The sequence below is a fragment of the Streptomyces sp. NPDC046712 genome (genome assembly GCF_040645695.1).
Lineage (GTDB): Bacteria > Actinomycetota > Actinomycetes > Streptomycetales > Streptomycetaceae > Streptomyces.
Map to the genome: position 1 here is coordinate 1 of NZ_JBEYYW010000029.1, position 20,281 is coordinate 20,281.

Here is a 20,281-nt window from a genome sequence, read left to right on the forward strand (position 1 = left end):
GCGGTGCGTGGGTGTTGGTTCCGCACGCCCCCCCCCCGCCCGGCGGGTCCGGCCGGCCGGGGCGCCATCGGCGCCGAGCCGGCCTTTTCCGTGACGGGGGCCGGGGGCCACCGGGCCTCTGGCCGTGGCATGGTCATGTCCGCCCACTGTCCGTAGCATCGCGTCACACATGCAACATGCCTTTCGGAGTCGGGGGATGTACATGGACGAGCTGCACGCGTGGGCCAACGAGCCGGGCGCCGTGTACCGATCGGCGCGGGACATGGTCGTCGTCCACGGCGGCGTGACCGAGCACCATCACGAGCACTACCACTCCGGTGGCGAGTACTCCACGAGAACCTCCACGCCCTCGGCGGGCGAGGACTCCCCCTACCCGGGACTGCGCGCGTTCGACACCGACGAGGCCGAGTGGTTCTTCGGCCGGGAGGCCCTCGTCGGCAGGGTCATGAACCGGCTCGAGCTGTGCGTGGCCGATCACAGCCCGCTGGCCGTCGTGGCACCGTCCGGCGCGGGCAAGTCGTCCCTGCTCCGCGCGGGTGTACTGCCGGGCCTCGCCCAGGGCCGCCTACCGGGATCCCGGCACTGGCCGCAGCTGCTCCTGACCCCCACGGCCGAACCGCTCGCGGCACTCGCCTCGGGTCTCGCCAGGCTCACGGGAGCCGAACCGGCGCTGGTCACCGAGGCGATGGAGGCCGGTCGGCTCACCGCTCTGGTACGCGAACGGCTCGATCTGCCGCCGGACCGCCGGGTCGTGCTCGTCGTCGACCAGCTGGAGGAGCTCTTCACCGTCTGCCAGGACGAGTCCGTCCGCCGCCGCTTCGTCGACGTACTCGCCGAGCTGACCGGCGCGGCACCGCCCCAGGGCGAGGCACCCGGCAGCGAGGGCCCCGTGGCCCTGGCCGTCTACGGACTGCGCGCGGACTTCTACGGCTCCTGCAGCGCCTTCCCCCATCTGCGCGACGCCCTGGTGGACCGTCAGGTCATCGTCGGACCGATGAACGACGACGAGGTCCGCCAAGCGGTCACCAGGCCGGCCGAGCGCAGTCGTCTGACGCTCGCGCCCGGTCTCGTGGACGTCGTGCTGCGCGATCTGCGTGGCACGGCACCGCGGGACGACGGCGCGTACGAGGCCGGCCGATTACCCCTCCTCGCGCACGCGCTGCGGGCCACCTGGCTGGAGCGCCGAGGCGACACGCTGACCGTGGACAGCTACCGCGACACCGGCGGCATCGACGGCGCGGTGGCGGCCACCGCCGAGGAGGAGTTCGGGAAGCTGACCCCGTCCGCTCAACGGGCCGCACGGCTGATGTTCCTCGGTCTGGTCAGGATCGGCGAGAACGGCGAGGTGACCCGGCGCCGGCGGACCCGCGCCGACCTGCTGCTCGCCGCCGCCGACCCGAAGGAGGTACCCGATCTCGCGGAGCGCTTCACGCGCGCCCGCCTGCTCACCCAGGGTGTGGAAGGGCGGGAGGGCACGGTCGTCGTCGAGGTCACCCACGAAGCACTGCTGCGGGCGTGGCCCCGGCTGCGCCATGAGTGGATCGGGGCGGGCAAGAGCGGCGAAGCGGTGCGGCAGGAGGTGGAGGAGGCGGCCGTGGCCTGGGAGCGCGGGGGCCGCAAGGACACGACGGCACTGTTCCGGGGAGCCAGGCTGGAACTGGCCCGCTCCTGGGCCTCGGGGGCGAGCCCGGAGGATCTGACGCCGCTGATCGCGGAGTTCCTCGCCGCCTCCGAGCGGCAGCAGCGCCGAAGCCGCCGGCTCCGGCGCGGAGCGGTGGCCGCCGTCACCGCACTGGCGGTCCTGGCCTCGGGTCTCGCGGCGTTCGCGTTCGACCAGAGCCGCAACGCCGTCGAGCAGCGCGACAACGCCATCTTCGACCGGGTCAGCGCCGAGGCGGACCGCCAGCGGGAGACCGACGGAGCGCTGGCCGCGCAGCTCGACCTCGTCGCCCATCGGATGCGCCCGACCGACCGGCTGCACACGCGGCTGATGACGGCGGCGAATTCGGTGCTGCCCACCACCCTGCCGGGCCATTTCGGCACGGCCCCACCGATTGCGTTCGGCCCGGCGGGACACATGGCCACCGGCGGGAGCTCCCTGCGGTTCTGGGACACCAAGGACCCGGCCCGTCCGGTGCCTCTGGCCGGCGAACCCGGGGCGGGAAAGGGCGTTACCGCGTCCGCGATCGCGTACAACGCGAGGGGCGACCTGCTCGCCCGTGGCGGAGGGGACAGCAAGGTACAGCTCCTGGACGTCTCCGACCCCAAGCGCCCTGTGGCGCTCACGGCGCCTTGGGCGGTGGACGGGCGGGGCATGGTGGGGAACCTGCAGTTCAGCCCGGACGGCCGGACGCTGGCCGTTGTCGACATGGATCCCGTCGGCAGCAAAACGAGCGCTACCGTACAGCTGTTCGACATAAGCGATCCGAGGCGCCCTCGGAAGGCGAGCACGGTGGTGTCGGTCGAATGGCAGCACATCTCGTCCGTGGCATTCAGCCATGACGGCCGCACCCTCGCCGTCACCGGGGGCACGGGACGCCCCGGCAGCGACCGCAGACTGCTCGCGCGGCTGTGGAACGTGTCGGATCCGGCCCGCCCGACTGCGCTCGGCGGCGAGCTGGGCGAGCATTCGGGCATCGTCAACAAGGCTGTCTTCAGCCCCGCCGCGCCGGTTCTGGCCACCGCGGGCGGCGACGGAAGGGTGCGGATCTGGGACGTGTCGGACCCGCGTCGGCCGAAGTTGAGCATCACCTTGTTCCTCGGGACGCCGGCCGACTCCATCGCGTTCAGCCGTGGTGGCCACATGCTCGCCACCGGGGACAACGCCGGGAACATCAACATCTGGAACGTGGGAGCCCCCGCACAGACCAGAGCGCTCGTCCCCACCCTGCGCGCGCACAGCACGCTCGTGACCAATCTCGCCTTCGACTCCACGGGGCGCACGCTCGTCAGCAGCGGCGGGGACGGCAAGGTGCGTCTGTGGCGACGGCCCACGAGCCTTTCCGTCCTGGGCGGCGGCCAGGCGGCCGAAGCCCTGGCGATGACCGACGACGGGCGGCTGCTCGCGGTGGCCTCGGGCGCCTACGTGACCTTGTTCGACCTCTCCGACCCGGCGCGCCTGGTTCACATCGGAGGACTGACGGGGTCCTACGGCACTCTGTCCTCCCTTGCCTTCATGCCGCGCAAGCGCGGCTCGTCGGGTACGTCGCAGAGGAACGTGCTCGCCACCGGCGGCTGGCGCGGCGACGTCCGGCTGTGGGACGTGTCCGCCCCCGCCCGGCCGGTGGCGATCGGCAACTCGTTGGCGGGGCAGACGCAACCGGTCTCCGCGCTGGCCTTCGGCGCCGACGGGAGCACGCTGGTCGCGGCGTCGATGGACCTCGACGGCGGTTACGCCGGCGGCCTGCGCGCCTGGAACGTGTCCGATCCGGCGCGCCCCGCCCCGCTCGGCGGCGAGCTGGACAGCGAGGAGTTGGCGACCAACGCCCTGGCCGTCGGAGGCCGGTCGGGCCATGTCTACTCGGCGCAGGCGTGGGGCGACGTCCGGTCCTGGCGAACGGGCGAGGGAACCGCTCCCGTCGCGGACGGCCGCGCGCTCGGCTCCGAGGCGGTCATCTCCCTCGACGCCCATCCGCGCGCCCCACTGGTCGCGACCGGTGGTGCGGACAGCCGGATCAGGCTCTGGGACGTGTCCCGGCCGTCCTCCCCCAAAGCTGTCGGCAAGCCGCCGCTCAGCGGAGGCGCGGTGTGGAGCGTCGGCTTCGCCCCGGACGCCACCATGCTCGCGAGCGGCAACTCCATCGGCCAGGTCCGGCTGTGGAGCGTCTCGGATCCCGCTCGCATCACCGCGTACGGGCTTCCCGTCACGGGACACAACTCCCTTGTCAAGGCGCTGCGGTACAGCCCGCGCGGTGACGTGCTCGTGACCGGCGGCGACGACGGCACCGTACGGCTCTGGCAGACCGATCCGGCTCGCGCCCGGGCGATCCTGTGCGCGTCGACGCGCACGGCGATGACCCCCGAGGTATGGAAGGAGTTCGTGTCGCCGGCCCTGCCCTACGACCCGCCCTGCGGAAAGTGACGCCGGTCGGGCGCCCCCACGGCGCCCGTCCCGACTTGCGGTTTCCGTTTGCGTCAACTCCTACGGTCGTCTCTGTGGCCGGAGAGACCGGCCCGGCGAGGGGAGGCACGGCCATGGCCTGGTCGATCGCGGACGTGGCCCGGATGTCCGGGGTAACGTCCCGGACGCTGCGGCACTACGACGAGATCGGTCTGCTGCCGCCCGCGTGGATCGGAAGCAACGGGCATCGCCACTACGAGGAGGCGGATCTGCTGCGGCTGCAGCAGATCCTGCTGATGCGGGAGCTGGGCCTGGGGCTGCGCGAGATCCAGGCGGTGCTGGACAGCCAGGTCGATCAGGTGGCCGTGCTGCGCGAGCACCACCGGCGGCTGCTCATGGAGCGGGACCGGCTGGAGACGCTGGCCCGCACGGTCGGGCGCACCATCGCCGAACTGGAGGAAGAGAAGGACGACGACAGCATGACGAGGATCAACAGGCCGGAGAACCTGTTCGAGGGCTTCGAGGCCCCGGCCGACGAGCCCGAGGTGCGTGAGCGGTGGCCGGAGGCGTGGGCGGAGTCCCGGCCGGCCGTCGAGGGCATGACCGAGGAGGACCAGGAGCGGTGGCAGCGTGAGGTCACGGCGCAGATGATCCGCTTCGCGGAGTTCATGGTGGCCGGCACGCCGGTCGACGACCCGGCGGTGCAGGCCGAGGTGGACGAACACTACCGGGGCGTCTGCCGGTACTGGACGCCGAACGCCGAGGCGTACAAGGGTCTGGGCCGGACCTACGTCGACGACCCGCGGTTCCGCGCGAACTACGACAAGATCGCCGACGGTCTGGCCCTCTACCAGCGCGATGCGATGGTCGCCTACGCCGACGCCCGGCTGAGCTGACCGATCACGCATACCGCCGGGGGGCTGCAGACCCCCGGCGACAGGTGGCTCCCTTCCCCCTCGTCGAGGCCATCACCCCAGTTCGACAGGGGCCCGCACCAGGGAGCCGTACTCGGTCCAGGAGCCGTCGTAGTTCTTGACGTCCGGGTAGCCGAGGAGTTCGTGGAGCGCGAACCATGTGTGCGAGGAGCGTTCGCCGATGCGGCAGTAGGCGATGATCTCCCGGTCGGGGGTGATGCCCTTGCCCGTGTACAGCTCCTTCAGTTCGTCGGCCGACTTGAAGGTCCCGTCCTCGTTGGCCGCCTGTGCCCAGGGGACGTTGGCCGCGCCGGGGATGTGGCCGGGGACCTGTGCCTGTTCCTGGGGCAGGTGGGGCGGCGCCAGTTTCTCGCCGCGGTACTCCTCGGGGGAACGTACGTCGACCATGCGGGCGGCGGACCCGACGCTGTCGAGGACCTCGGTGCGCAGGGCGCGGAACTGGGGGTTCTCCTGGCCCGTCACCGTGAAGTCGGTGCGCCGGTGCTCCGTGACCATCCGGGTCATGCCCCGGCCTTCCAGCTCCCACTTCTTCCGTCCGCCGTCGAGCAGCTTCACCTTGTTGAAGCCGCGCAGCCGGAGGATCCAATAGGCGTACGCCGCGAACCAGTTGTTGTTGCCCCCGTACAGGATCACGGTGGTGTCGTCCGCGACGCCCGCCGCGGCGAGGAGACCGCCGAGCGCGTCCCGGTCCAGGTAGTCACGGCCCACGGCGGTGTGCAGGTCGGTGGTCCAGTTCCAGCCGACCGCCCCGGGTATGTGGGCGTGTTCGAAGGCGGTCGTGTCCTCGTCCACGTCGATGACGCGAACGGTCGGGTCGTCGAGGTGGGCGGCCAGCCACTCGGTGTCCACCAGGGTCTCCGGATGTGCGTAGCCGTTGGTGCCCATCGTCTTCTCCGTTCTCCTGTGCGCTTCAAGCGCCTCATGTGCCTCATCCGTGCGTCATCAGGTCGCCGACACCTCCTCGCACCACCGCCGTGACGGGGATGCCCGCCCGGTCGAGCAGGCTGGCCGCGATGGTCGCCCTGCGTCCGCTGCCGCAGATCGTCCAGACCTCGCGGTCCCGGGGTATCTCGCCCAGCCGCCTGGGCAGTTCGGCGAGCGGGACGGCGTGCGTGCCGGGAATTCCGCCCTCGGGGCGCTGCGGCCGGACGTCGAGCACCCATCGGTCGGCGAGAGAGGCGGCCAGGTCGGCCGCGTCCGCGGTACGGAAGGAGCGCACCGGCCGGCCGGCCTCGCGCCAGGCGTCGACGCCGCCGGCCACATGGCCCGCGACGTTCTCGTAGCCGATCCGCAGCAGCTGGAGCATCGCCTCCTCGACGGCGGCCTCGGCGGGCTCCGGCAGGACGAGGACGAGCCGGGTGCCGAACGGCACGACCTCACCGACCAGGCTCGCGAAGCGCTCGTCCAGCTCGTCGCAGAGGGAACCCGGCAGATGGGCCGCGGCGAAGGTCCGGCGGTCCCGCCCGTCGACGAGTTGCGCACCGCCGCCGATCAGCCCCTCGACCTCGTTCACCGAGAGCGGGCGGACGGCCGGGCGACCGCCGAGCACCTCTGGACCGGACCGGTTGATCGGCGCCATGTAGCGGTAGTACGCGGGGTATGGCGGCAGGCCCGAGAGACGGTCCCGGACGAACTCCTCCTCGTTCCGGGTGCCGAGCGTGGGGTTGGTGCGCCGTTCGTCGCCCATCGTGGTGGTGCGCTTCCCGGACACCGGGCCCGAGACGCACGAGCTGCCCGCGCCATGGGTCGGCAGCACCCGGGTGGCGTCCGGGAGCAGCGAGAGCCGCCGCAGCGAGCGGAACTGCGCCCGGGTGAGCTCCTTCGTGCGGTCGGCGCCGGAGAGGTCGGTACGGCCCGCGCTGCCGACGAGCAGACTGCCGCCGGTGAAGACGGCGGTCGGGGATTCCCGGCCGTTCTCGCAGACCAGGTAGGAGGTGTGCTCGGCGGTGTGCCCGGGTGTCTCCATCGCCCGTACGAGCACGTCACCGACGGTGATCTCGTCCTCGTCGGCGAGCGGCAGGTGGTCGAAGGCGTACGGCGCGCGGGCAGGGCCGGCCACGGTGGCACCGGTGGCGGCGCGGACCTCCAGGGCGCCGGAGACGTAGTCGTTGTGCACATGGGTCTCCAGGACGTACCGGATGCGCACCCCCTTGGCCGTACAGGACTCGATCAGGCCCCAGCTGTCGCGCTGGGGGTCGACCAGCGCGGCCTCGTCGCCGCTGACGAGGAGGTAGCTGGTGTCGCCGAGCGAGGCCGTGGTCAGGGGCTCGATCTCCATCGCGTGGGCGTTCATGCCGTCACCCTGCTCCCGTGTCGTTCCCTGCGCGTTCCCTGTGAGGCCCCGGAGCCGCCGGGAGCGCCGGGTCGCGGGTGCGCCGGTGTCTCAGACGACGACCACGTCGACCGCCGCCACCGGATTGCAGCCGTAGCCCTGGGCGTTCCACGGCGCCCGTGGGGGCTGGGTGTCGCCGTGCGCGTCGGTCGCCCGGGCCAGCAGCCGGTACCGGCCCGGCTTCCGGGGTGTCCACCGGTACGACCAGCTCGTCCAGGCGTACGGCCCGGTCGGCGGCTCGAGGTCGGCGTCGTGCCACTCCGTGCCGCCGGCGCGCTCCTCCCCCGGGCCGTCCTCGTCCTCGTGCTCGGCCCGCACCTCGACCCGTCCCACGGCGAGACCGGCTCCCGACCACGCCCGGCCGCGTACGACGGTCTGCGTGCCGCGCCGGAGGTCGTCGTCCGGCTCGGGGGCGGTGATGAGCGACTTGACCCGGATCGCCGAGACGGGCCCGTCGGGGATGCCCTCCGAGGCGACGTACACGTACTCCTCGGCCTGGAAGACGCCCGTGAAGGGTTCCGTGACGGCCGTGGCCTCGACCAGCCATTTCACGTCGGCGACGGCGTAGCGGCCGGGGACCACGAGGCGGACCGGGGCGCCGTGCTCGGGCGGGAGGGGCTCGCCGTTCATGTGTGTGGCGAGGAGGGTGTCCGGGTGGAGGGCCTCGGCGAGCGGGAGGCTGCGCTCGAAGGCGGCCGGATGGCCGTGCACGCTGCCGGTGTCGGCTCCGGCGAAGACGAACTCGACCGTCTCCGGTGCGACACCGGCGCGCTCGGCGACGAGATGGAAGGGGACGCCCGCGAACCGTGCGCAGCCGACCGCCCGTTGGTCCCAGGGCAGTCCCGGCGGGCGGGGGACCATCTGGGCGCGGCCGTTGCCCGCGCACTCCAGGACGACGTCGAACTCCCGGCGTCCTTCGCGTCCCAGGGCGAGCAGCTCCTCGTAGCCGAGGGTGACCGGCGTGGTCACCGCCCCGCCGATCCGCAGCCGCCAGCGGGCCGCGGGCGTCCGCGGCACCCCGAAGTGGTCCCGCACGAACAGCGCGTCCGCGGGCGTGAGCCGCTCGGTCAGGGCGGCCCTGGGGGTCTGGGCGTTGTACGGGTCGGTGGTCACCGTCTCGGGTGCCCAGGCGGTGGCACCGGGCCCACGAGGAACGGCCGATGCGGTCATGACGGGCACCTCCGTCAGGCACGATCCCGTTCCAGCGTACGTCCGCCCGGGCCGGGCCACCCCACGAGACCGGGGTGGCCCCTCGGGCCCGGTCCGGGGGCGTCCGATTCGTACAAGACCCGCGCTCCCCCACCCGCATACCGTGCCCGCATGAACACACCACGACTCGATGTCATCGGCCTCGTCGTCTCCGACATGGCCGCCTCGCTCGCCTTCTACCGCCGGCTCGGCCTGGAGATTCCCGTCGAGTCCGACACCGCTCCGCACGTGGAAGCCGCCCTGCCCGGCGGGATGCGGATCGCGTGGGACACGGAGGAGGTGATCCGGTCCTTCGACGCCGGCTGGTCCCGTCCCGAGGGCGGCGACCGGATCGGGCTCGCGTTCCGCTGTGCCTCGCCCCAGGAGGTGGACGCCACCTACGAATCCCTGGTCGCGGCCGGGTACCGCGGGCACCTCAAGCCCTGGGACGCCGTGTGGGGGCAGCGCTATGCCGTCGTGCTCGACCCGGACGGGTGCGGGGTCTCCCTCTTCGCCCAGGCCGAGGCGTAGGCGGACAGCGTCGTACCGGCAAGGGCCCGGGTCTCGCGGGCCAGGTGGGCCTGGTCGACGCAACCGGCGCCGAGCGCCGCCTCGGGGTACGGGACCCCCGCCCTGACCAGGGCGAGCGCCCGCTGGAGGCGCAGGATGCGGGCCAGGGTCTTGGGCCCGTAGCCGAACGCGTCCAGTGACCGCCGGTGCAGCTGCCGGGCGCCGAGCCCGACGGCCTCGGCGGTCTCGGCCACCGGCCGGCCGGCCCGGAGCCGCCGGACGACGGCCTGGAGGAGCGGGTCGGGTGCCGGGGCGTCCGCGGCCCGGCGCAGCGCGAGAGCTTCGAGGGCGGCGGCGGGGTCGGGGGCGTCGGCGACGCGTTCGCCGAGCCGCCGCGCCCGGGCCTCGCCCCACAGCGCCCCGAGCTCGACCCGCCGGTCGCGCAGTTCGCTCGCCGGTACGCCGAGCAGCGCGGGCGCGTCACCGGGGGCGAAGCGGATCCCCGCGTAGCGGCGCGCACCGCCCTCGGGGACGTAGGCGACGGTGTCGGGACCCGCGACGAGCAGCCGGCCGTCGCTCCACAGCACGTCCATGCAGCCGTCGGGCAGCACGGGCACCGGTTCGGCGCCTGCGCGGGGCGTGAGGGTCCAGACGACGGCGCCGTCCAGACGTGCGGGGTGTTCCTCATACACCCTTCGAGCGTAGATCCGGTTCTGGGGCCTGGCTCTAGTCCTTCTCCCAGCCGGAGTGCAGGCGCGACTTCACGTCGTCCGGGGGCAGGAACCGCGACCAGCGTTCGGGGAACTCGGACGGCATGTCCGGGTCGTCCTCGTCCACGTCGTCCTCCTCCGCGCGCAGCCGGGCGACGAGGTCGCGGGCCTGCGCGGCGCGGGCGCGGTCGCTGGCCTCGCGGGCGGCGGCGGTGGCGACGGAGGGCCAGACACGGTCGATCGCCGCGTTCACGGCCGCGCCGACGAGCACGGCGAAGGCCGAGATGCCGATCCAGAGCAGGACGGCGATGGGGGCGGCGAGGGATCCGTAGATCGTGGGGCCCTCGACCTGGCTGGTGAGGTAGATCCGCAGCAGGAAGCTGCCGAGCACCCACATTCCGAGGGCCACCAGGGCGCCCGGGATGTCCTCGATCCATGGGGAGCGGACCGGGACGGACACGTGGTAGAGCGTGGTCAGGAAGGCGATGGAGAGCAGGATGACGACCGGCCAGTAGAGGACGGCGACGACTTCCGTGCCCCACGGGATCAGCTCCACCACCCGGTCCGGGCCGACCACGGCGAGCGGCAGGACGACCGCGCCGATGAGCAGCGCCACGAGGTAGAGCAGGAAGGCGAGGAGCCGGGTCTTGACGATGCCGCGGTGCCCGTCGAGCCCGTACATCACCGTGATGGTGTCGATGAAGACGTTCACGGCCCGCGAGCCCGACCAGAGGGCGATGGCGAAGCCGAGGGAGATCAGTTCGGGGCGTTTGCCCTGGGTGACGTCTTCCAGGAGGGGCTTGGCGATGTCGCGGACGCCGCGGTCGGAGAGGACCGTTCCGGCGGCGCGGAGGATGTTCTCCTGGATGCTCGCGACGGTGTCGGTGTTGGTCCAGTCGTCGGCGTAGCCGAGGAGGGCGATCAGGCCGAGCATCAGCGGGGGCAGGGACAGGAGGGTGAAGAACGCCGCTTCGGCGGCGAGGCCGAGGATGCGGTACTCGATGCACGAGTTGACGGTGTCCTTCAGGAGCAGCCAGACCAGCTTCCGCTTGGAGACGTTGCGGTAGAGGACTCGCGCCCGGTGGAGTCTGCCACCGGACCGCCGCTCGGGTGTTTCGTTTGCTGCCTGCACCTCCTTACCGTATCGGCATGGCAGCCAGCACCCACACAGTGACCAACCAGGCTCCGCCCCTGGTGGGATACGACGCGTTCACGTCCGACCGGCCGCTGGCGGAGGCCGTCGAGCGTCATCTGCCGCCCGAGGTCTTCGCGGAAGCGCGCGATCATTTCGTGGCCCAGGGGCAGTCCGTCGGATCGGTGCAGGCGCAGGAGTGGGGGACGCTCGCCAACGAGTACCCGCCGCGGCTGCGGACGCACGACCGGTACGGGCACCGGATCGACGAGGTCGAGTTCCATCCCGCCTGGCACCGGCTCCTGGGGCGCGCGGTCGGTGCCGGTCTGACCGATGCCTGGGGCCGTCCGGGTGGTCATGTGCGGCGCGCGGCCGGGTTCGTCCTGGCGACGCAGAGCGAGGCGGGGCACGGCTGTCCGCTGTCGATGACCCATGCCGCGGTGCCGGCGCTGCGGGCGGAGCCCGCGCTCGCCGCCGTCTGGGAGCCGCTGCTGACCTCGCACGTGTACGAGGAGGGGCTGCGGCCGCCCGGCGAGAAGGCCGGGGTGCTCCTCGGGATGGGGATGACGGAGAAGCAGGGCGGCAGCGACGTACGGGCGAACGCGACCGAGGCGCGGCCGGTGTCCGGCGGCTCGGACGAGTACGTCCTGACCGGGCACAAGTGGTTCTGCTCGGCGCCGATGTCGGACGGCTTCCTGGTCCTCGCCCAGGCATCCCCCTCTCAGGGAAAGGGGGGCCTGACCTGCTTCCTGGTGCCACGGGTGCTCGAGGACGGTACGCGCAACGCGTTCGCGATCCAGCGGCTCAAGGACAAGCTTGGGAACCGGTCGAATGCCTCCGCCGAGGTCGAGTTCGACGGGACGACCTGGGCGCGCCGGGTCGGGGAGGAGGGCCGCGGGGTGCGCACGATCATCGAGATGGTGGCGGCGACCCGGCTGGACTGTGTGCTGGGTTCGGCGGCGCTGATGCGGCAGGCGCTGACGCAGGCCGTGCACCACACCGCGTACCGCGGTGCGTTCGGCGGTCCGCTGATCGACAAGCCGCTGATGCGCAATGTGCTGGCCGATCTGGCGCTGGAGTCGGAGGCGGCGACGGTGCTCGGGATGCGGCTGGCCGCGGCGTACGACTCCGACACGGAGGCGGAACGGGCTTTCGCGCGGATCGCGGTGCCGGCGGCGAAGTACTGGGTGACGAAGCGGTGCACGCCGATGGTGGCGGAGGCGCTGGAGTGCCTGGGCGGCAACGGCTATGTGGAGGAGTCCGGGATGCCGCGGCTGCTGCGCGAGTCGCCGCTCAACTCGATCTGGGAGGGCTCCGGCAATGTCCAGGCGCTGGATGTGCTGCGGGCGCTGCAGAGGGAGCCGATGGCGCTCAACGCGTTCCTGTCGGAGGTCGGGAAGGCCCGGGGCGCGGATCACAGGCTCGACGGGGCGATCAAGGGGATGCTGACGGAACTGGCCGATCTGGAGGGGATCGAGGGGCGGGCCAGGCGGCTCGTGGAGCGGATGGCGCTGGTGTTGCAGGGGTCGCTGCTGGTGCGGTGGGCGCCGGCGGAGGTGGCGGACGCCTTCTGCGCCTCGCGGCTGGGCGGCGACCGGGGCTCGGCGTTCGGGACGCTGCCGACCACGCTGGATCTGCGGGCGGTGGTGGAGCGGGCGCGGGTGGAGGTCTGAGCCGGGCCACGCGGGATTGAAGCGGAGGGTGGTGCTGCGCCGACACGGCACCACCCGCCGCTCGCACCAGCCTCATGCACGAGCCCCGTTGCTACCAGAGTTGCAAAGGGTTGCAGGATTACCAGAATCGGGCGCTGACGGGGTGCTCTGAACGGCACGATGGGCAGCGACACTCCGGCACATCGATCCAGAACAGTGCAGAACCGATACAGCGCCGCGGGTGGCTGGGAGAGACCGATGAAGAACACTCAGCTGAACAACACCCGGCTCGACATGAAGCGGCTCGCCGCCATGGACGCCGCCCAGGCGACCCGCCTGCTCCACCGGGTACGGGAGGAGACGCTCGCCGGCCGCACACCGCCGATCGCGCCCCGCCCGGTCATCGACGCGTCCTGGCAGCGGATGTTCCGGCTCGGGCTGGACCCGGACCAGGGCACCAGCAGCGTGCTGCTCCAGCGGGACGAGTTGGAGGAGCGCCGCCGTACGACGGTGCTCGGTGAGGTGATGCGGACGCTGAGCACCGGGCTCGCCGGGATCGCGGACGCCTCCATGCAGATCATGGTCGTCACCGACGAACAGGGCCGGGTGCTGTGGCGCCAGGGCAACATGGCGGTGATGCGGCAGGCCAACGGGATCTGTCTGGAGGAGGGTGCGGCCTGGACCGAACACACCACCGGCACGAACGCGGTGGGCACCGCGCTCGCGATGCGGCGGGCCGTCCAGGTCCACTCGGCCGAGCACTACGTCCACACGCTCCACAACTGGACCTGCGCCGCGGCACCCGTCCACGATCCGCGCGACCAGCGGCTGTTGGGGATCGTGGACGTGAGCGGGCCGGCCTCCAGCTTCCATCCGGCGACGCTGGCGCTGGTCGGCTCGGTGGCCCAACTCGCCGAGGCGGAGATGCGCGACCGCCATCTGCGGTCCATCGAGCGGCTGCGCTCGGTGGCCGCACCGATCCTGTGCCGGGTGGGCGGCCGGGCGATCGCGGTGGACACGCACGGCTGGACGGCGGCGGTGACCGGGATGGCCCCGGTGGACCGGCTCACGCTGCCCAAGTCCTTCCGCGCCGGGCGGGTGTGGCTGCCGTCGCTGGGGATGTGCGCGGTGGAGCCCCTGCCGGGCGGCTGGCTGCTGCGGGTCGAGGAGGAACAAGGAGCGGTGGACGCCGCCACCGGCGCGCCGAGCCGCGTGGTCCTCGACCTGAGCAGGCCGCGCCGCTGGTCGGTGGCGGTGTCGGGGGCGGCCGGCAGCTGGACGCAGGAGCTGAGCCCGCGCCACGCCGAGCTGCTGTACGTCCTGGCCCTGCACCGCGACGGACGGACGGCGGCGGAGCTGGCCGAGGACGTGTTCGGCGACCGGACGAGGACGGTGACGGTACGGGCGGAGATGTCCCGGGTCCGCCGCAACCTGGCGAGCGTGCTCGCCCACCGTCCGTACCGCTTCAGCGAGGAGGTCGAGGTCGAGGTCGTCACCCCGGCCCACCCGGCCGACCTCCTGCCCCACTCGACGGCCCCTGCGGTCCGCTCCGCCCGCCTGGGCCGGGGGGAGACGGGGGCGACGGCGTAGGCCGGGCCGCGGCATCGCGCCGCGTGGCTCGGGCCGGGGCGCATGCGGCGGCGGCCCGGCGTGGCGGGTGTCAGACCGGCGCACTCAGTTCCTCGGCCCGCGGTGGGTTCGCGCCGCGGACCGCGCAGGTGGCCGCTGCGACCCTGGTGCCGAAGGTGACGGCCTCCTCCAGGGTCCGCCGGTCGAGGGTGTCGAGTCGGCCGCCCAGTACGCCGGCCGTGTGCAGGCGGTGGAGAAGGCCTGCCGTGAAGGCGTCGCCCGCGCCGACGGTGTCGACGACGTCGACGTGCGGGGCGGGGAGGAGGCTGCGGACGCCGTCGTACGAGACGAGGGCGCCGGCCCCGCCGAGGGTGACGACCACGAGGGGGACGCCCGCGCGGTGCCAGGTGTCGCAGGCCGCCTCGGGGGTGGTGCCGGGGTGGAGGTGGGCCAGGTCGTCCTCGCTGAGCCGGAGGATGTCCGCGAGGGCGCACCAGTGCGGCAGCCGGGCGCGGTAGTGCTCGGGGGCGACGAGCAGCGGGCGCACGTTGGGGTCGAGGGAGATCGTGCTGGTGGGGCGCAGTTCGGCCAGGAGCTCTTCGACGGCGGCGGCGCCCGGTGCGCGCACCAGGGCCAGTGAACCGGTGTGCAGACAGTCGGGGTCGAGGCCGCGTACGGGCGCGAGTTCTTGCCGGGTCCACTGCCAGTCGGCGGTGGCCTCGGCGTGGAAGGTGTACTCGGCCGCGCCGTCGGGGCCGAGGCCGGCGATCGCGAGGGTGCTGGGCTCGGCGGCGTCGGGGCAGAGGTCGATGCGGACGCCTGACTCGGCGAGCCGGCGGCGGAAGAGGCCGCCGAAGACGTCACCGGAGAGCCGGGCCAGGAAGTGGGTGGGGGTGCCGAGGCGGGCGAGCGCGACGGCGGTGTTCGCGGGCCCGCCGCCGGGCAGCACGTCGAGCCGGAGGCCCGGTCCCTCGTCGGCGCCGGGGGCACCGGGGGCGGCGAAGGCGTCGGCGACGCATTCGCCGAGGACGGCCACGGGGCGGCGGGTCGCGGTCATGCGGGAGACCTTTCGATGAGGGGCCTTGCGGCCGGGTGGAGAGAGCCGGTCAGTCGGGGAGGACCGCGGAACCCAGCGGGGTCGAGGACGCGCTCCTCAGGCGCAGTTGGCCGCCCTCCGCCGTGAACTCGACCGCCTGGGACTCGCGGTAGCGCGGGTACACCCGGGCGGTGAGGGCCGCGCCGTCCCCGGTGAACACCTCCACCGACGAGCGGTCGACGAAGATGTCGAGGGCCAGCGTGGCGTCCGGGCCCGGTTCGACATGGGTGCGGTACGTCGCGCGCGTGCCGTGACCGGCGCCGGTCGTGTCGAGCGAGAGCGTGCCGTCGGCCTTCTCGTAGCGCAGGACGGTCGCCTCCGCGGCGGAGGCCTTGAGGCGCACGGTGACCGTGTCGGCGGTGGTGCGCCCCAGGTCGAGGACGGCCTTGACGCGTGCCGTGTCACCGCGGCCGAGTCGCCAGGTGCCGTTCACGGTCTTGTCGGTGACGGTGACGGGCGCGCCCGTGGCCAGCGAGTCGGCCGCCGCGACGGGGCGTTGGCCGAGGCGCCCGTCGGCGGTGAGGAACAGTTCGCGGTGGAGGGACTGGGCGCCGGCCCAGCCACCCACCCTCGTGGGCTCCTTGGCGTTCCAGTCGCTCATCCAGGCGGTCATCAGCCGGCGTCCGGTGTCGTCGCGGTAGCTCTGCGCCGCGTAGATGTCGCCGCCGCCGTCGAGGATCCCGTGCCGCTCCGCGCGGAAGCCGCTGCCGTCGTAGTGGCCGACGGCGTACCGCTGGAGCGACTGCCCGCCCTCGTTGGTGGAGTAGAGCAGGACCCATTTGCCGTCGAGCGGGAACAGGTCGGGGCACTCCCACATCGCGCCGGTCGTGCCGTCGCCCTCGGCGAGGACGCCGGTGTACGTCCAGGTGCGCAGGTCGTCGGAGGCGTACAGCTGTACCTTCCCGCGTCCGCCGTCGCCCGATCCGACGACCATCTTCCAGCGGCCGTCGACGGGGTCGCGGAAGAGCTTGGGGTCGCGGAACCCGGCGGACGAGCCGGGCGGAGCCTGGGTGATGACCTCGTTCCCGGGGGTGAAGGTGACCCCGTCCGTGCTGGTCGCCACGGCGACGGTCTCCGGGGTGGCGCCGGGGTGGGCGCCGGTGTCGGTGAACTTCGTGTACGCGACGGTCAGGGTGCCGTCGTCGTCGACGGCGCTGCCGCTGAAGATCCCGCTGTTGTCGGTGGGGGTCGCGCGCGGCGGCGGGGTGAGGGCGACGGGGAGGTCGCGCCAGTGGACGGCGTCGGGACCCTCGGCGTGGGCCCAGTGCATGGGCCCCCACTTGGGGGCGTCGGGGAAGTACTGGCTGAAGAGGTGGTGGCGGCCGCGCCACTGGATCACGCCGTTGGGGTCGTTGATCCAGCCCTGGTAGGGCGTGTAGTGGAACTGCGGACGCAGCGGGTCGGCGGTGAAGTCCCGGGTGGCGGTCGGCTGGTTGGCCTGGCCGAGGGTGCGGAAGGTGAGGCCGTTGTCGTCCCGGGTGGCGGCCTCTCCGGTGCGTACGTCGTCGAGGTTGAGGTGGCCCCAGCCGCCGGTCTTGCGGTCGACGACTTCGAGGTGGACGCCCTGGCCGCGCCAGGCGGAGGTGTCCCAGACGATCCGGACGTACGCCTCGTCCTCGGGGCCGGTCTGCTTGTGGAGCACCTGGCCGTCGCTGTCCCTGATCAGGGCGACGTAGAGGCGTTCGGGGTCCCAGCCGCCGCCGATCAGAAAGCTGATCCGGGCGGGGGCGGCGAAGGAGGTGGAGGTGAGGGTGCCGGTGGCGTCGTCGCCGGCGGCGGCGTAGCCCCAGAGATGGTGGCTGCCCCTGTGCTGGAAGGGGCCTCCCCAGTAGGTGTCGGTGGTGGTGACGGCGGCGGGGCCGAAGGCGGTGCCCTCGGTGACCGTCCAGCCGGTGAGATCTCCGGTGTCGAAACCGGGGTTGACCGGGCCGGTGGCGAGTGGTCGCGGGGTTGCCTGCGGTGCGGGCGGTGCGGCGTTTGCGCTGATGGGGGTGGACGCGGCGACGAGCAGGGCCGCGATGGCGGTCAGTTGCGGTGCGTTCCAGCGGCTCATCCGGAAGCCTCCGTTGCCAACTCGTAACGAGTGAGGGGCATTGACGTTGCTCGCGGCGGAGTCCATCATCCTGGCCAGTCGATGTCAACGTTGACATAAGTCAACGATGACACCCCTGCGTCCCCTGAGGAGCCGCGCCATGAAGCGCACCTTCCGCACCGCACTCCCCCTCACGGCCACCCTGGTGTCCGGAGCTCTGCTGCTCACCGCCTGCGGCGAAGGAGCCAAGGGCTCCGCCGGGGCCGGGGGCAGCGGCGGGCCCGTCAAGGTCGGCCTGATCACCAAGACCGACACCAACCCGTTCTTCGTGAAGATGAAGGAGGGCGCGGAGGGCGCCGCGAAGAAGGCCGGAGCGGAACTCACCACGGCGGCGGGGAAGTTCGACGGCGACAACGAGGGCCAGGTCACCGCGATCGAGAACATGGTCGCGTCCGGGGTCAAGGGCATCCTGATCACCCCCAACGACTCCAAGGCGATCGTCCCCGCGATCGAGCAGGCCCGGAAGAAGGGCGTACTCGTCATCGCGCTCGACAGCCCCACCGATCCGCAGGCCGCCGCCGACGCGCTGTTCGCCACCGACAACCTCAAGGCCGGCGAGCTGATCGGCCGGTACGCGAAGGCCGCCATGGCGGGGAAGACCGCGAAGATCGCCACGCTCGACCTCGCACCCGGCGTCGCCGTCGGACAACTGCGGCACGACGGCTTCCTCAAGGGGTACGGGATCAAGGAGGGCGACCCGGCCGTCGTCTGCTCCCAGGACACCGGCGGCGACCAGGCCAAGGGCCAGACGGCCATGGAGAACTGCCTGCAGAAGGCCCCGGACATCAACGTCGTCTACACGATCAACGAGCCCGCCGCGCTGGGCGCGTACACGGCGCTCAAGGCGAAGGGCCGCGAGAAGGACGTCCTGATCGTCTCGGTGGACGGCGGATGCACCGGCACGGACGCGGTCAAGAAGGGCAGGATCGCCGCCACGTCGCAGCAGTACCCGCTGCTCATGGCCGCCAAGGGCGTCGACGCGGTCGTCGCGTACGCCAAGGACGGCACGAAGGCCTCCGGTTACGTCGACACCGGCGTCACCCTCATCACGGACACGCCGACCTCGGCGGTCCCGGCCAAGGACACGATGTACGGCCTGGAGAACTGCTGGGGCTGAGCCTCCACCCCCCATTCCCCTTACAAGGAGCCCCAGTTGACCACCACCACCGCACCACCCACCACCGCACCGCCGGCCGCGCCCGGGACCCGGACGCGTCGCACGGCGGGCCGGCTGCTCACCCATCCCACCGCGGGCCCGCTCGTCGCCCTGCTCGTCGCCTGCGTGTTCTTCTCCTTCCAGAGCGAGCAGTTCCTCTCCGGCGGCAATCTCTCCCTCGTCGTCCAGCAGGTGATGGTCGTCGGCACCCTCGCCCTCGGCCAGACCCTGATCATCCTCACCGCCGGCATCGACCTGTCCTGCGGCGCCGTGATGGCCTTCGGCTCCATCGTGATGGCCAAGCTCGCCGCCGAGGGCGCCCTCCCGCCCCTCGTCGCGATCGCCGCGGGCATCGGCGTCTGCGCCCTGTTCGGGCTCGCGAACGGCGCGCTCGTCACCTTCGTCAAGCTGCCGCCGTTCATCGTGACGCTCGGGATGCTCAACATCGCCTTCGCCCTCACCCACATCTACTCCGAAGAGCAGACGGTCACCGAACTCCCGGGCCTGCTCACCGGGTTGGGCGAGACCTTCCCGCTGGGACGTACCGACATCACGTACGGCTCGGTGCTCACCATCGGGCTCTTCCTCTGCTTCGCGTACCTCCTCGGCCAGACGGCCTGGGGCAAGCACACGTACGCGCTCGGCAACAGCCCCGAGGTCGCCCGGCTCACCGGTATCCGCACCACCCGTCTCCAGCTCGGCATCTACACGCTGGCCGGGGTGATCTACGGCATCGCCGCCCTGCTGCTGATCTCCCGGACCGGTGTCGGCGACCCCAAAGCGGGCCAGACCGACAACCTGGACGCGATCACGGCGGTGGTGCTCGGCGGCACGAGTCTCTTCGGCGGCCGCGGGGCGGTCCTCGGCACGCTCGTCGGGGCGCTGATCGTCGGCGTGTTCCGCAACGGCCTCCAGCTGATGGGGGTCGGTTCGATCTACCAGACCCTGATCACCGGCGGCCTCGTCATCCTCGCCGTGACCGTCGACCAGTTCTCCCGCAGGAAGGTCCGCCGATGACGCCGCAGGAAAGCCGGCCGACGACCACCGCTCCCGCGGCGACCCCGGTGCTCAAGGCCCGCGGACTCGTCAAGCGCTACGGCCAGGTCACCGCGCTCGACGGCGCCGACTTCGATCTGATGCCCGGTGAGGTGCTCGCGGTCATCGGGGACAACGGCGCCGGCAAGTCCAGTCTGATCAAGGCGCTCACCGGGGCGCTCCAGCCCGACGAGGGAACCCTCGAGCTCGACGGGGCGCCCGTCCGGTTCCGCGATCCGGTGGACGCGCGCCGGCACGGCATCGAGACCGTCTACCAGGACCTGGCGGTCGCGGCCTCGCTCGACATCGCCAGCAACATGTTCCTGGGCCGCGAGGTCCGTCGGCGCGGCCCGCTCGGCTCCGTACTGCGGATGCTCGACAACAAGCGGATGCGCGAGGAGTCCGCCGCGCACATGGCGGATCTGAAGATCGGCCTGCGGTCCCTCACCCAGGCCGTGGAGACGCTCTCCGGCGGCCAGCGGCAGGGCGTGGCGGTGGCCCGCGCGGTCGCCTGGGCGCGGCATGTGGTGGTGATGGACGAGCCGACGGCGGCGCTCGGGGTGAAGGAGTCGGGCCAGGTGCTCGACATGATCCGCCGGGTCCGGGACCGGGGTCTGCCCGTCGTCCTCATCAGCCACAACATGCCGCACGTCTTCGAGATCGCGGACCGGATCCATGTCCAGCGGCTCGGCCGGCGGGTGGCGCAGATCCGGCCGTCGGACCATTCGATGGCGGAGGTGGTGGCGATCATGACCGGGGCCCTGACCGTGGAAGGGGCGGACGGCGGTACGGTCGAGGGCGACCGAGCCTGAAA

Annotated in this window: 15 protein-coding genes; 8 read left to right on the plus strand and 7 right to left on the minus strand. The window is 72.4% G+C overall.

The features are described from left to right. Positions 1 to 202 precede the first annotated feature (202 nt). On the plus strand, positions 203 to 4,081 hold the full coding sequence (locus ABZ939_RS29845) for a hypothetical protein (RefSeq protein ID WP_361861836.1): 3,879 nt from the start codon (positions 203 to 205) through the stop codon (positions 4,079 to 4,081). A 113-nt stretch (positions 4,082 to 4,194) separates the two neighbouring features. Continuing rightward, positions 4,195 to 4,956: a MerR family transcriptional regulator gene (locus ABZ939_RS29850; protein ID WP_361862122.1), complete on the plus strand. Its 762-nt coding sequence runs from the start codon at positions 4,195 to 4,197 to the stop codon at positions 4,954 to 4,956. A gap of 72 nt (positions 4,957 to 5,028) precedes the next feature. Here the strand turns inward: ABZ939_RS29850 and ABZ939_RS29855 are convergent, their stop codons facing one another. The 3 genes from ABZ939_RS29855 to ABZ939_RS29865 all read right to left on the minus strand — a co-directional run bounded on the left by ABZ939_RS29855 (position 5,029) and on the right by ABZ939_RS29865 (position 8,497). Further along, a complete protein-coding gene (locus ABZ939_RS29855) occupies positions 5,029 to 5,880 on the minus strand; it encodes a sulfurtransferase (protein WP_361861839.1) in 852 nt (283 codons plus the stop codon). Between the two features lie 43 nt (positions 5,881 to 5,923). Next, entirely contained in the window at positions 5,924 to 7,288 is a 1,365-nt protein-coding gene (locus ABZ939_RS29860) for a rhodanese-like domain-containing protein (RefSeq protein ID WP_361861842.1), read from the minus strand. A gap of 90 nt (positions 7,289 to 7,378) precedes the next feature. Further along, positions 7,379 to 8,497 carry a sulfite oxidase gene (locus tag ABZ939_RS29865; protein WP_361861845.1) on the minus strand — a complete coding sequence of 373 codons (1,119 nt, stop codon included), beginning with the start codon at positions 8,495 to 8,497 and terminating at the stop codon, positions 7,379 to 7,381. A gap of 150 nt (positions 8,498 to 8,647) precedes the next feature. On the opposite strand from ABZ939_RS29865, the gene ABZ939_RS29870 reads away from it, so the two are divergent. Then, entirely contained in the window at positions 8,648 to 9,046 is a 399-nt protein-coding gene (locus ABZ939_RS29870; protein ID WP_361861848.1) for a VOC family protein, read from the plus strand. On the opposite strand, the gene ABZ939_RS29875 is transcribed toward ABZ939_RS29870, so the two are convergent. Continuing rightward, entirely contained in the window at positions 8,983 to 9,717 is a 735-nt protein-coding gene (locus tag ABZ939_RS29875; RefSeq protein ID WP_361861850.1) for a helix-turn-helix domain-containing protein, read from the minus strand. The genes ABZ939_RS29870 and ABZ939_RS29875 overlap by 64 nt on opposite strands. A gap of 34 nt (positions 9,718 to 9,751) precedes the next feature. Further along, positions 9,752 to 10,867, minus strand: a complete 1,116-nt coding sequence (locus ABZ939_RS29880) for a YihY/virulence factor BrkB family protein (RefSeq protein WP_361861853.1) — start codon at positions 10,865 to 10,867, stop codon at positions 9,752 to 9,754. 17 nt (positions 10,868 to 10,884) lie between these two features. Here ABZ939_RS29880 and ABZ939_RS29885 point away from each other — a divergent pair, with 17 nt between their 5' ends. Then, positions 10,885 to 12,540 (plus strand): acyl-CoA dehydrogenase family protein, encoded by a 1,656-nt coding sequence (locus ABZ939_RS29885; RefSeq protein ID WP_361861856.1) that lies wholly within the window; start codon positions 10,885 to 10,887, stop codon positions 12,538 to 12,540. 237 nt (positions 12,541 to 12,777) lie between these two features. After that, positions 12,778 to 14,109 carry a GAF domain-containing protein gene (locus tag ABZ939_RS29890; protein WP_361861859.1) on the plus strand — a complete coding sequence of 444 codons (1,332 nt, stop codon included), beginning with the start codon at positions 12,778 to 12,780 and terminating at the stop codon, positions 14,107 to 14,109. A 70-nt stretch (positions 14,110 to 14,179) separates the two neighbouring features. Here the strand turns inward: ABZ939_RS29890 and ABZ939_RS29895 are convergent, their stop codons facing one another. Together ABZ939_RS29895 and ABZ939_RS29900 are read right to left on the minus strand one after the other, a co-directional pair. Next, a complete protein-coding gene (locus tag ABZ939_RS29895) occupies positions 14,180 to 15,145 on the minus strand; it encodes a carbohydrate kinase (RefSeq protein WP_361861862.1) in 966 nt (321 codons plus the stop codon). Positions 15,146 to 15,194: 49 nt separating this feature from the next. Then, positions 15,195 to 17,237 carry a GH32 C-terminal domain-containing protein gene (locus tag ABZ939_RS29900; protein ID WP_361861865.1) on the minus strand — a complete coding sequence of 681 codons (2,043 nt, stop codon included), beginning with the start codon at positions 17,235 to 17,237 and terminating at the stop codon, positions 15,195 to 15,197. A gap of 139 nt (positions 17,238 to 17,376) precedes the next feature. Here ABZ939_RS29900 and ABZ939_RS29905 point away from each other — a divergent pair, with 139 nt between their 5' ends. Genes ABZ939_RS29905 through ABZ939_RS29915 form a run of 3 tightly spaced genes read left to right on the plus strand, consistent with a single transcriptional unit; the run spans position 17,377 to position 20,279 of the window. Then, a complete protein-coding gene (locus ABZ939_RS29905; RefSeq protein WP_361861868.1) occupies positions 17,377 to 18,393 on the plus strand; it encodes a sugar ABC transporter substrate-binding protein in 1,017 nt (338 codons plus the stop codon). Between the two features lie 36 nt (positions 18,394 to 18,429). Next, positions 18,430 to 19,449: an ABC transporter permease gene (locus ABZ939_RS29910; protein WP_361861871.1), complete on the plus strand. Its 1,020-nt coding sequence runs from the start codon at positions 18,430 to 18,432 to the stop codon at positions 19,447 to 19,449. Next, entirely contained in the window at positions 19,446 to 20,279 is an 834-nt protein-coding gene (locus tag ABZ939_RS29915; RefSeq protein ID WP_361861874.1) for an ATP-binding cassette domain-containing protein, read from the plus strand. Before ABZ939_RS29910 ends, ABZ939_RS29915 begins: the two co-directional genes overlap by 4 nt. The last annotated feature ends 2 nt before the right edge of the window (positions 20,280 to 20,281 follow it).

Excerpts from the sequence above, each read along its gene's own strand:
- ABZ939_RS29895 (WP_361861862.1), bottom strand. The coding sequence starts at position 15,145 with ATGACCGCGACCCGCCGCCCCGTGGCCGTCCTCGGCGAATGCGTCGCC.
- ABZ939_RS29900 (WP_361861865.1), bottom strand. The coding sequence starts at position 17,237 with ATGAGCCGCTGGAACGCACCGCAACTGACCGCCATCGCGGCCCTGCTC.
- ABZ939_RS29915 (WP_361861874.1), top strand. The coding sequence starts at position 19,446 with ATGACGCCGCAGGAAAGCCGGCCGACGACCACCGCTCCCGCGGCGACC.
- ABZ939_RS29905 (WP_361861868.1), top strand. The coding sequence starts at position 17,377 with ATGAAGCGCACCTTCCGCACCGCACTCCCCCTCACGGCCACCCTGGTG.
- ABZ939_RS29860 (WP_361861842.1), bottom strand. The coding sequence starts at position 7,288 with ATGAACGCCCACGCGATGGAGATCGAGCCCCTGACCACGGCCTCGCTC.
- ABZ939_RS29865 (WP_361861845.1), bottom strand. The coding sequence starts at position 8,497 with ATGACCGCATCGGCCGTTCCTCGTGGGCCCGGTGCCACCGCCTGGGCA.
- ABZ939_RS29890 (WP_361861859.1), top strand. The coding sequence starts at position 12,778 with ATGAAGAACACTCAGCTGAACAACACCCGGCTCGACATGAAGCGGCTC.
- ABZ939_RS29885 (WP_361861856.1), top strand. The coding sequence starts at position 10,885 with ATGGCAGCCAGCACCCACACAGTGACCAACCAGGCTCCGCCCCTGGTG.
- ABZ939_RS29845 (WP_361861836.1), top strand. The coding sequence starts at position 203 with ATGGACGAGCTGCACGCGTGGGCCAACGAGCCGGGCGCCGTGTACCGA.
- ABZ939_RS29870 (WP_361861848.1), top strand. The coding sequence starts at position 8,648 with ATGAACACACCACGACTCGATGTCATCGGCCTCGTCGTCTCCGACATG.
- ABZ939_RS29850 (WP_361862122.1), top strand. The coding sequence starts at position 4,195 with ATGGCCTGGTCGATCGCGGACGTGGCCCGGATGTCCGGGGTAACGTCC.
- ABZ939_RS29855 (WP_361861839.1), bottom strand. The coding sequence starts at position 5,880 with ATGGGCACCAACGGCTACGCACATCCGGAGACCCTGGTGGACACCGAG.